Origin of the sequence: Paenibacillus tundrae, from assembly GCF_030812775.1 — a bacterium.
Taxonomy (GTDB): Bacteria; Bacillota; Bacilli; order Paenibacillales; family Paenibacillaceae; genus Paenibacillus; species Paenibacillus tundrae_A.
In genome coordinates this window covers 172,974-184,523 of sequence record NZ_JAUSTI010000002.1, presented here as the reverse complement: position 1 = coordinate 184,523, position 11,550 = coordinate 172,974, and the positions used below count along the sequence as shown (strand labels likewise).

At 39.6% G+C, this 11,550-nt stretch carries 10 protein-coding genes; all 10 read left to right on the top strand.

Translation table 11 applies throughout. From position 1 onward, the window contains the following. Window positions 1-33 precede the first annotated feature (33 nt). The 10 genes from J2T19_RS04120 to J2T19_RS04075 all read left to right on the top strand — a co-directional run bounded on the left by J2T19_RS04120 (window position 34) and on the right by J2T19_RS04075 (window position 11,537). Window positions 34-348 (top strand): thioredoxin family protein, encoded by a 315-nt coding sequence (locus J2T19_RS04120; protein WP_239291669.1) that lies wholly within the window; start codon window positions 34-36, stop codon window positions 346-348. 161 nt (window positions 349-509) lie between these two features. Beyond that, window positions 510-2,285: an ABC transporter ATP-binding protein gene (locus J2T19_RS04115; RefSeq protein ID WP_307213453.1), complete on the top strand. Its 1,776-nt coding sequence runs from the start codon at window positions 510-512 to the stop codon at window positions 2,283-2,285. 29 nt (window positions 2,286-2,314) lie between these two features. Next, window positions 2,315-4,045, top strand: a complete 1,731-nt coding sequence (locus tag J2T19_RS04110) for an ABC transporter ATP-binding protein (protein WP_307213452.1) — start codon at window positions 2,315-2,317, stop codon at window positions 4,043-4,045. A gap of 49 nt (window positions 4,046-4,094) precedes the next feature. Next, entirely contained in the window at window positions 4,095-4,838 is a 744-nt protein-coding gene (locus tag J2T19_RS04105) for a LytR/AlgR family response regulator transcription factor (RefSeq protein ID WP_239291672.1), read from the top strand. Between the two features lie 752 nt (window positions 4,839-5,590). Then, window positions 5,591-6,235, top strand: coding sequence for a sensor histidine kinase (locus J2T19_RS04100; protein WP_307213450.1), 645 nt, complete (start codon window positions 5,591-5,593; stop codon window positions 6,233-6,235). Between the two features lie 196 nt (window positions 6,236-6,431). Then, window positions 6,432-7,211: a MerR family transcriptional regulator gene (locus tag J2T19_RS04095; protein ID WP_307213447.1), complete on the top strand. Its 780-nt coding sequence runs from the start codon at window positions 6,432-6,434 to the stop codon at window positions 7,209-7,211. 14 nt (window positions 7,212-7,225) lie between these two features. Continuing rightward, window positions 7,226-7,660, top strand: coding sequence for a GNAT family N-acetyltransferase (locus J2T19_RS04090; protein WP_307213445.1), 435 nt, complete (start codon window positions 7,226-7,228; stop codon window positions 7,658-7,660). Window positions 7,661-7,686: 26 nt separating this feature from the next. After that, window positions 7,687-8,694 (top strand): alpha/beta hydrolase family protein, encoded by a 1,008-nt coding sequence (locus J2T19_RS04085; RefSeq protein WP_370874809.1) that lies wholly within the window; start codon window positions 7,687-7,689, stop codon window positions 8,692-8,694. Window positions 8,695-8,973: 279 nt separating this feature from the next. Continuing rightward, window positions 8,974-10,272, top strand: a complete 1,299-nt coding sequence (locus tag J2T19_RS04080) for an NCS2 family permease (protein ID WP_307213440.1) — start codon at window positions 8,974-8,976, stop codon at window positions 10,270-10,272. Window positions 10,273-10,553: 281 nt separating this feature from the next. Then, window positions 10,554-11,537: an alpha/beta hydrolase gene (locus tag J2T19_RS04075; protein WP_307213438.1), complete on the top strand. Its 984-nt coding sequence runs from the start codon at window positions 10,554-10,556 to the stop codon at window positions 11,535-11,537. Window positions 11,538-11,550: the final 13 nt, after the last annotated feature.

Here is an 11,550-nt window from a genome sequence, read left to right as displayed (position 1 = left end):
AGAGATTGTAAAAGTTTGAGGGAGGAAAGAGACATGGCGATTACTGAAATTAAAGAGAATGAATTTGAGAATGCAACCAAAGAAGGCTTTGTCATTGTTGATTTTTATGGATCTAATTGTGCTCCTTGTAAAACGTTAGAAAGAACATTGGAAGAGCTTGATTTTGAAGCTCCATTTATCAATATTGTGAAGCTTAAGATCGATGAGACGGAGAATATTATTGAGCAACAGGGTATTACTAGCGTACCTACTGTATTCTTCATGAAGGATGGAGAAGTATTAGAGAAAAAACTTGGCTTTATACCGTTAAATGAAATGAAAGAAATCGTAGGTAAATACATGTATTAATACAAGCCACTCATAGCCTGATTTGATGTAGAAGTCATCACACGAACATTCATACAACGAGATCAGTCTATGAGTTTTTTTAAAATTAACCCGAGTATTACCATTTGAATAATAAGTACATTTGATGTTAGTTAAACGTAGTTCTAGAAGGAGGTCAACTTATGACGGAGAGCCCCACCTCTGTTCAGGCACCCAATCCCCTTGGGTCAGTTCAACCCGATGAAAGTGGTAAACGTGGTATATGGAAGCCATTTTTCAAATTATTAATTCAAGCGAAGCTTCCTTATTTCTGGATTATCTTATCTACCGTTGTAGGTCTCGCATCCGCCCAACTTAGTCTCTTATTCCCCCAATATGCTCAAAAAATCACTGCAGGTGATATAAGTAGACCCATCATCGTTGGCAGTATCCTGGTCGTTCTAGGACAAGCTATATTTACAGCTGTACGACAATTTCTGGCGAATGTAGCCTCAGCCAAAGTAACCTTGAGTTTTCGTAAATTAATCTTGAAAGCTTTAATTGTGCTACCCATCCCGTATTTTGATAAAAGCAATGCGAAAGACATGATCAGCCGTACGACTGATGATACAACAAAATTGAGCGACCTATTAGCTTACGGGATCGGCAATATACTGTCTTCAGTTTACGGAATCGTAGGCGCATTCCTCATTCTATTTAGCTATGATTGGCGATTAGCTGCGGCACAAGTAGGCATTTTATTTGTATCCATCGGAATCGGGATTTTAAATGGACGTATTAACTTTAAGTACAATGTTAAAATTCAAGCAAAGCTTGCCAAATTAACAGGATTCATATCTGAGATTTTAGTGAATATTCCACTTGTTAAGTCTTTTGTGAATGAGAGAAAGGAAGAAAAAAGAGGGAAAGGCTATATTAAAGAATTATTTAAAGTTAACTTTATATTTCAAATTTTCGGGCATCTTTTTGGATTGTTTAATAACCTCGTGAGAGTTTTGCAAACCATCATTATTATCCTTTTAGGGATCTATTTAATCTCACGAGAGATCATCACCATTGATATTTGGATTGCTTTTTATCTTTACGCAGAAGGTCTTTTAACGTCGGTATCTATTCTTATGGGAAACTGGGTTCTTGTGAAAAGAGGCCAAGGAGCAGTAAGACGTATTACAGAAATTACGCTGGAGCCAATGGAGGAATATAATCGAGCGTTATCTTTCGAACCGAAAAATGAAGATATTTCGTTTAAAAATGTTTCTTTCCGATATGCAGAAAAAGAAATTATTAAAAATATGAACTTTACCATCCCACATGGTAAGATTACCGCGATTGTAGGGCCAAGTGGTGCTGGTAAGTCAACCATCTTCAATTTGTTAATGCGGTTCTATGAACCTAACTCTGGTGAGATCCAGTTTGGTAGAAGTGCCATTAACAATTACAAACTGCAAGAGTGGAGAAAAGCTTTTGGTCATGTAGCACAAGATACACAGTTATTTTCTGGAACGATTCGCGACAACATTATGTACGGTGTGGACAGAACAGTAAGTATGCAGGAAATTGAAAAAGCAGCTTCAGCAGCCTGTGCGCTAGATTTTATTCAATCCTCTGAGCAAGGCTTCGATACTCCGGTTGGAGAGAATGGCTCTAAGCTATCCGGAGGTCAGAGACGAAGAATTGCTATAGCAAGGGTTATTTTAAAAAATCCTCCTTTTTTACTTTTTGATGAAGTAACTTCAAGCCTGGATGCCGAATCCGAATTTATCGTCGATCAATCTCTGAAGGAGCTAGCGGTTGGACGAACAACGGTAATCATTGCACATCGTTTATCCACGGTTAAAGACGCAGACCAGATCCTTGTCTTAGAAGATGGGGAGATTAATGGTATAGGCAGTCATGAAGAGTTACTAGAAAACAATAAACTGTACAAGAAATTAGTCGAATTACAGTTTGATGCATAAAACTTACGTGAACGAAAGGAGGTAATAGTATGCAAATCAACGAAGTCGAAAAGCAAAAATGGGGTCCATTTTTCAAACTAATCATTAAATCCAAGCTACCGTGGAAATGGTATATACTCAATCTTCTATTCAGTTTTGCTTTAACAACAGTATCTGTTAAGTTACCTCAATTAGCTGGAAACATTATGGGCGGGGAAATATTTGATCGGCAAATCGTTACAACCTATATTGGAGTATCCCTACTTTTAACCATTATCAATGTTCCCACAAGCATATTTGCATCATGGATCGAACTCACAACAGATCGCAAGATTCAAAATCTAGTATGGACTAAATTTATTAAAATGCCGATTTCATTTTTTAACAAGCTCAATCCAACCTCACTAACTAGCCGTGTCACAAGTGATACGTCTCAGATTAGTTATACGATTACTTTCTTATTTACACTTGTTAATATTGTATACGGGTTGTTTCTGATTCTTAAGACGATTTTTGACATGAGTTCTGCCATGGTTCTTGCATTGTCTGTCGTGATTCCTTGGGTAATCCTAATTGCTTTTACAATCGGTCGATTTTATTTCAAAGCACAGCATAAAATGCAGGAACGATATGCTAACTTCACTAACTTTGTTACAGAGAGATTAACCAATATTCGCCAAGTTAAATCCTCGGGTACAGAAGAGTTAGAGTTGCAGCAAGGATACGAAGTAGCAATGGAACATTATAAAGCACAGATCTATAAAGCTAAAGTTAGCTTAATCTCTGAGCCTGCGATGTATTCCATTCAGTCGTATTGTCAGGCTATAATATTGATCTATGGTGGCGTCCTTGTAAATAGAGGGCAACTGGATATGGCAAGTCTTATTACGATGTTTATGTATTCACAATCGATCTCCTTGTATGCTACACAATTTGTGATGTTCTTCAGATTTTCCAAAGAGGCACAGGGTGCTACTGCTAAAGTAAGTGAGATTTTAGAAGTGGAGAATGAAGAGCTCGCAAGAAAAAAATCATTTGCCTTGCCTGACGAAGATATCCGCTTCGAAGGAGTCTCCTTTCGCTATGGTCAACAAGAGGTTCTCTCCAATCTGAATTTTAACATTCCTAAAGGAGAGGTGACGGCTATTATTGGGCCAAGTGGATCAGGAAAAACGACAATTCTGAATATGTTAGAGCGTTTCTATGAACCCAACTCTGGCCGGATTATGTTTGGTAACACCCCGGTTGATGATATTAATATGGACGAGTGGAGGAACGCAATGGGATACGTTGCGCAAAGCAGCCCCCTCCTTGCGGGATCGATTAGGGATAACATTGTTTATGGTCTACATCGTGAAGCCAAGGAAGAGGAAGTGATTAGAGCAGCGAAACTAGCGAATGCCCACGATTTTATAATGAAATTACCAGATGGTTATGATACGGATGTAGGTGAGTACGGATCAAAATTATCAGGTGGTGAACGTCAGAGAGTTGCGATTGCAAGAACCGTGATCAAAGATCCAGATTACTTACTCCTTGATGAAGCAACAAGTAATTTGGATGCCCATAATGAGGTGGAAGTGCAGAAAGCTTTGAATAATCTGATGAAGGGAAGAACAACGATTGTTGTAGCCCATAATATTCAAACGGTCAAAAACGCCGACAACATTATTGTTATAGCTGGTGGTCAGATTCAAGACATCGGTATACATGAGGAGCTATATCATAAAGAAAATTCTCTGTATCGTAAATATTTTGATTTGCAATTCGGTTATAATTAAAGCTAGAGCTACTTTTTCGATGAACTAGGCACGAATTGGAGATGATTTTATGAACCGACAATTAAATATCCTGATTGTGGATGATGAGCAGATAAGTCTGGATATTTTAAAATCATCTTTAGAGGTATTTAGTTTTGTTACTATTGTAGGAGAAGCTTCAAATGGTGCAGATGTTATCAAGTTTTTGCAAGGAAATAAGATCGACTTAGTTCTCTTAGACATTGAAATGGAAGACATTCATGGATTTAAGCTTGCTAGTCATATTCAAGTGGCATATCCGGATGTAATGATTATTTTTATAACCGGTCACGTTGACTTGGCGTTAAATGGATACGAATATCAGCCGATCGACTTTCTTGTGAAGCCAGTCAATCTATTACGCTTAGAACAGGCTTTGACCAGAGTTAGAGACCTGGCTTACAAGGATCAATCCAAAAAGGGAACCCAGATTGGCATTCATACCGAGGGTGGACTAGAGATTATTAATGTGAATGATATCTTGTATTTAGAAAAAATCGAACGTAAAGTCTTCATCTTCTGCAAGACAGGCGAGAAATTCAAATTAACGGATTCATTGCAGAAGCTGGAGGCAATCTTCAGTGATTATAATTTCTTTCGCACCCATCAATCCTTTCTAATTCCGATTGATAAAATAAAAAGCATACACGCCGACGAATTTAAACGTTCGTATACGGTTCAGTTAAAAGATGTAGACGAGATTATCCCTTTGAGTAGGGATAAACACCATGAGCTCAAGCAGGTATTAATCAAGAATGGAATTAAAATTTGGTAAACATTGATGCACCACGATGAAACGAATCGAAATTATGCAAGTGTTGGCGGTGAAATGACTTGAACATCACGTTTTCAACTATCTGGAGTATTACTGCTTATCCTGTTGTCATATTCGTCTCACTTTTATTTGCATTATCTCTAATCGGCACCAATCCTAAGGAATGCCTCAAACCACTAACAATCAGCTCTGTAGCAATCAGCCTACTTGTGATCTGCTCAGAGCTATTTTTTCCCAAGGAATATTCTTTATGGACATTAGGACTTCTCGCAGTTCTCGTTTATTTGTTCAAAAAGTGTTTTAAACTATCGTATTCATTCTCCTCTATTGTGGTCTTGCTTTCTTCCATTGTATATCTAATTCATGTACTCTTGAGAGAAGTGATTTCAAGTTACTTTATGAAGTCTGGGGTAAGTGAATATAACGTATATACGAGCTTGATCGGTTTAATATTGTATGCCGTATTAGGCTTGGCGATATACAGCAGAAAGGTGTCAATTTTCTCCAATAGAGCAGACATTCACTTGATATCCGAAGGCAGTTTAGCAAGAAAAGTCGCTTATAGCTTATTTCCAGCCATATTTACGTTGTCTATAATGTTTATATGGATTCTATACTGTTTATATCATCTGCGTTTATATCCTATGGTTCAACAGTGGATGGTGTTTTCGTTCACATTTGTTATTTTCATTCTGTTTATATACTTTATTAAGATATTCTTTTTGTATATTAACGATAAAATAGAAAGTATCATGGACAAACAAAATCAGGAAGAGATGTTCAACTTCATGCAGGTAATTCGTTCGCAGCGCCATGATTTTAATTTTCATCTACAGGCAATTTTCGGTATGCTTGAGGGTAAACGTTATGCTGAATGTACAGATTATGTCCAGACGATGGTGGATGAGGTTAGTGATCTGAATGAAGTGCTACCTTTATATCATCCAGCAGTGGGTGCCTTATTGAGTACATTTAGAGAAGTGGCGGCACATAAAGGAATTAAACTTGAAATTTTTGTTTACTATAATTTATCACACATCCCGTGCACGGTAAGTGATATCAATAAGATGATTGGTAATCTCGTGCAAAATGCAATTGATGAAGTAGAGCAGCATCCTACTAAGGATCGATGGATACAAATTATGATTTTAAAAAGAAGTGGTAAAAGCGTTATCAAAGTAACGAATAGGTCGAGCAAAGAAATAAGTAGCTATAAACACATTTTCAATCCAGGATATTCAACGAAGCCGTTACACGAAGGCATTGGTCTTACAACGGTACAGAAAATAGCCGCGAAATATAATGGAGTTGTATATCCTGAATTTGAAGACGACATGGTGCATTTTATTGTACAAATTCCAAATTTGCTACGAGCTGACGATGAACTCACATTTTAATCCAGCGCTTTAACTAAGATATCACCTCTAAAAATGAATATGAAGAAAGACACCTTGAAGCGAATTTTCCTGTCTAATGATGGGGGAAAGCTCCTTAAAGGTGTTTTTTGGTTTGTTTTTGCATTTCAGTCCTTGACCTTAGGTCAGACTTAGGGTGTATGTTTGATTTGTGAAAGAAGAGAGTGGAGGGGCGACATTGAAGAAGGAAATTACGATAGGCGAATTCGCCAAGCTAATGAATGTGTCTGTTCATCAGATCAGGTATTTTGAAGAAAAAGGTGTATTATTTCCGGCTTATATTGATGAAAATCAATATCGTATGTATGGCATTAATGAGATGTATCGGCTAGCTCATATTTTGCTGTTGCGCAAGGCAGGGTTATCGGTACAAGCGATCCGGGATTGGAGTAAGGAAGGTACACCGGATGATATGAAGCGGATGTTAACGCAATCTGTATCTAACCTCGAAGCTGAGATCAATCGCTTAAGCGAGCTCAGTGGATTGATTGGGAAAGTTTTAGATGAGAATGAACGATTTACACAAAAACAAACTTCATTTGAGCTGATTAAACGCGATCAGTTTGTGCTGAATTCTTGGTTTGAAACGCATGTTGACACCAAATTGGATGCCCGGTTGTTGGCTCAACAAGGCAATGCGTTAGTGGATTTGTTCGAATCAGACATTCATTACATATTCGAAGGAGATCAACGACTACAGTTGTGTACTGAAACACAAGACGTAGAAGGAGACGTATTATTGCCAGCAGGAGAGTATCTGACTTACCAATTCTCCGTTGATAATGAGGAAGAATTGCAAGAACACTACAATACATTACAGAGCTTTGCGGATCAGAGGTCTCTCCATTTAACTGGGGCACGTATTCTGGTGGAGAAGTCATATTTGTCACTGTTCACCCAAGAGAGTATACATTACGAGTTACTTGCACGTGTTGATTGTGAGGGAGATCCTAGATGAGAAGAGGAGAACCGATGAGCAAGTTTTCCGATATCTGCATTGAACGCATGAATGAAGATCAGTATATGGCAGTTAGCGAGCTGCTGCTAGAGGGATTTCGGGATAAATTCCATTTTGGTACAAGGGGAAAGGACACACAGTTTGCTGTACGAATAGCGTGTCTGAGTTATCGTCCCGCGAAAGGAGAAATGTATATTGCTGATGTAGCAGTGCACGAAAACTTACGAGGAGCAGGCGTGGGTAGAATGATGCTTGAATGGGTTATGCGCGAAGCCGCATCCAAGCCAGGAATCAAGTACATGAGCCTACACGTCTCTAGTAACAATATTCGAGCTAAGCATTGGTATGAAAGGCTCGGCTTCCGCACACTAGAGACTCAGCGCAGCACATTGATGGGCTGGTTGCTCGGTCAACAGGAATGGAATTATATGATACGAGAAGTATCGTAATCAGAAGAAAGGAATGTAAAGGGATGTTGAAAAAGAAATGGGGAATTGCGCTATTGATCTTCCTGCTTATGATTGGAGGAGCGACAGCTTATGTTATAGAGCAGAATAATTTTGCCATGATCCAGCAGAATGTCGAGATTAACACACCTCAAGGAAAATTAACCGGGGTTCTTACCTTACCCCAGCAATACAATGATAAGCTTGGCTTAGTACTGTTCATTCATGGCGATGGACCGATTAATGCGACCCACGATGATGGGTACAAACCGCTTTGGGAACGCCTTGCTACATTAGGATATGCTTCACTGTCGTTGGACAAGAGAGGTATTGGTGGTTCGGAAGGTAATTGGTTAGATCAAAGTATAGATGACCGAGTGGAGGAAGCACAGCAAGCACTGGCCTGGGCTAGACAACAGCCGATGATTGATTCGAAACAAATGGGTGTGTGGGGAGCAAGTCAGGCGGGGTGGGTTATTCCCAAATTAGCAGAAAAAGAGCCTCTTGCGTTCAGCATCCTTGTCTCTCCTGCGATCAACTGGCTCACACAGGGAGAATATAATACACGAAGTCAAATGCAGAAAGAAGGCAAAAGTCGGAATGAGATTGAGCAACAGGTAGATGAAGATAACCGAGTCAAAGACTTGTTGAAGTCAGGCGGGTCTTACGAAGATTATATGAATATGACTAATCCAAAAGATGCGATGTCTAGAGATCGCTGGATATTTGTCAGTAAGAATTATACCGCAGATGCAACAGAAGATATCGCTCATTTTGACTCCCCGATTCTGCTTATGCTTGGTGACCATGACATTAACGTTGATGTGAGAGAAACAGAGCAGGTTTACAGGGAACAGGTTTCGCCACCGGAACTATTACACGTGAAGCTGTTGCCAGATACCGAGCACTCCATGATGTCTACTGCTACGGCGGATTCGACGATCCGAGCGCTATTGATCAGTTTGTTTGCACCAAGAAACATCACCGTTCAGGGCTATATGGATCGCATTACAGAATTTCTTGCAGATATTAATTAGACTCCAAAAAGCGAATAATATATTAAAAAATATACTGAATAGTTCGTAAATACTGTGAACAAATCGAATAATTCATTGACAATGCCTGTTAAATTTATTAATATTCGAAATGGACATCAGGTTAACACAGAGATGAGTTTGATTATTTTGGTGAAAAGCTTAGCTGTTAAATCCTAATGACGAATATAGGAGCGAATAGTTTACAATCCTATACGAAGATTAGGATTTTTTGATGTGTGGCTTAGGTTAATACTATGAAGGTTGGAGGCTGGCTTTACCATGGACAACTGGTTCAAATTAAAAGAAAGAGGCACGACATTTTCAACAGAAATTATTGCAGGGATTACCACATTCTTCACGATGGTATACATAGTGATTGTAAACCCCGGAATTCTCAGCAGCACGGGCATGGATTTTAATGGTGTGTTCATTGCGACTATTCTGGCAAGTATTGTTGCGACTCTGATTATGGGTATTTGGTCTAACTACCCGATTGTCTTGGCACCAGGAATGGGTCTTAATGCATTCTTTGCCTACAGTGTCGTTTCTGGATATGGCGTTTCTTGGCAAGTTGCACTTGGAGCGGTATTCATTGCAGGGATTTTGTTCATCATTTTGTCGATCACTTCGTTCCGTTACATGTTGTTAGATGCCATTCCGGCGAGCTTAAAACATGCAATCACAGCAGGGATTGGTTTGTTTATTACAACAGTAGGTTTGCAAAATTCAGGTATCATTACCGATTCAGAATCCAATCTGATTACCATCGGAAATCTAGCGGAGCCAATGACGTACCTGACGATTATCGGATTGATTATCACGGTAGTCCTGATGGCTTACAATGTAAAAGGATATCTATTTATCGGTATGGTGGTTACCGCGATACTTGCTTGGATCCTGGGACTATTTCAAATGCCAGAATCGATTGTATCTATGCCGCAAGGGCTAGGGACGACAGCATTTCAACTGGATCTGGCTGGGGTCTTCTCGAATGGCTTGTATACAATTATATTCACATTCCTATTGATCACCTTGTTTGACACAACAGGTACGATGCTTGGTGTTGCTGAACAAGCAGGTCTGCTCAAGGATGGCAAATTCCCACGTTCGCGTGGAGCGTTATTGGCAGATGCAGTTGGTACAACAACGGGTTCATTGCTCGGAACAAGTCCAACATCTGCATACATCGAGTCCAGCACAGGAGTAGCAGCAGGAGGAAGAACAGGACTGACTGCAATTACAGTGAGTGTATTGCTTGCCGTAACATTGTTCTTTGCACCAATCGTAAGTGTTATCTCTGGCATTCCGGCGATTACATCGCCAGCGCTCATTATTGTTGGGTACTTTATGATTAATGTCATCAGTAAAATTGATTGGAAGGATCTAGAAGAAGCTTTTCCTGCCTTCCTGATTATCATATTGACCCCGCTAACGCATAGTATTGCGACAGGTATTGGTATAGGTTTTATCTTCTATCCAGTGCTCAAGCTGCTTCGTGGCAAAGGTAAAGACGTACACCCGATATTCTACATTTTCGCAGTATTGTTCTTTATCCAGCTCGTGTTCCTCGATCACTAAGACTGACGGTTCTAGAATAACGAAGGATGATCCTAGATCAAGAAGTATGATGATCATATCTCAATATAAAAACATGTAATGCATAGGAGAATTGCTTATAACAGCAGTTCTCCTTTTTTATACTCATCCATTATTCGTTTGTTCATATTCAGTTCATATTCCCGTCATGAAGGGGACATCTTGTTTTCTTATACTTGGCGTGTCGGTTCAAAATACACTTTTGAATCCATTGTTTACATAATGTTGCCATGGCGGCATGACAGATATAAGGACAGGAGCAGATGAACGTGGCAGAAACAGTAGAGAGTAAAGTTGGAACGAAGGGGCGTAAGAAACGGAAATTATGGTTGAAAATCATTGGAGGAATCGTCGGAGCGTTTGTACTCTTCTTAGGCATTACTTTTATCGTAAATGTGATCAGTACCAGTATGGAGAAAAATAAAATCGAATCCTATGGTCAATATGTTGAAGTTGACGGGAAGAAAATGAATGTTTCTATTCAAGGCAGCGGTGAACAAACAATTGTACTCTTGCCCGGTCAAGGAACTCCATCACCTGTGCTGGATTTCAAATTGTTGATTGATGAATTAACACCGAGTTACGAAGTGGTGGCGATTGAGCCCTTAGGTTATGGATTGAGTGATGAAACCGAGAAGGAGCGGACGACAGCGAATATCGTCAGTGAAATTCATGAGGCAGTGCAACAACTTGGTATTGACCGTTATGTGTTGATGGGGCATTCGATTACAGGACTATACGGTGTTACTTATGTGAACAATTACCCGGATGAGGTTCTTGCTTTTATTGGTATTGATAGCAGTGTACCTAATCAACCTGGCATGGATGTCAAATTGCCGCTGAAATCGATGCAGTTCCTTCAATCATCAGGGCTAATGAGATTAATCAAAAAAGTAAGCGGAGATTCCTATAAGTCGCTTGCATTTGATGAACATACTAAGGAGCAGATGAATCTGATCTCCAATCAAGTCTCGAGTAATGATACGATGATCGACGAGCTCAAGCATCTAGGTTCTAATTTCAAAAATAGCGAAAAACTCGCCTATCCAAGTCATCTGCCCGTGCTACTTTTCGTGCAATCCAATAACGAGCACAATCCACAGTGGATTCCGCTACATGAGGAGCAGGTGAAACAATCTGCACAGGGCAAAATGATTCCAATGGAAGGTTCCCATTACCTGCATCATACGAAATTCCAAGAGATCGCTGCGGAGTTCAAGGCGTATATGAAAGAGATTCAATTGTAGCGTTTTTGTTCGG

Bases quoted from the DNA above. Each gene is read 5' to 3' on its own strand.
- J2T19_RS04080 (WP_307213440.1), top strand. From the start codon at position 8,974: ATGGACAACTGGTTCAAATTAAAAGAAAGAGGCACGACATTTTCAACA.
- J2T19_RS04120 (WP_239291669.1), top strand. From the start codon at position 34: ATGGCGATTACTGAAATTAAAGAGAATGAATTTGAGAATGCAACCAAA.
- J2T19_RS04090 (WP_307213445.1), top strand. From the start codon at position 7,226: ATGAGCAAGTTTTCCGATATCTGCATTGAACGCATGAATGAAGATCAG.
- J2T19_RS04075 (WP_307213438.1), top strand. From the start codon at position 10,554: ATGAACGTGGCAGAAACAGTAGAGAGTAAAGTTGGAACGAAGGGGCGT.
- J2T19_RS04110 (WP_307213452.1), top strand. From the start codon at position 2,315: ATGCAAATCAACGAAGTCGAAAAGCAAAAATGGGGTCCATTTTTCAAA.
- J2T19_RS04100 (WP_307213450.1), top strand. From the start codon at position 5,591: ATGGACAAACAAAATCAGGAAGAGATGTTCAACTTCATGCAGGTAATT.
- J2T19_RS04115 (WP_307213453.1), top strand. From the start codon at position 510: ATGACGGAGAGCCCCACCTCTGTTCAGGCACCCAATCCCCTTGGGTCA.
- J2T19_RS04105 (WP_239291672.1), top strand. From the start codon at position 4,095: ATGAACCGACAATTAAATATCCTGATTGTGGATGATGAGCAGATAAGT.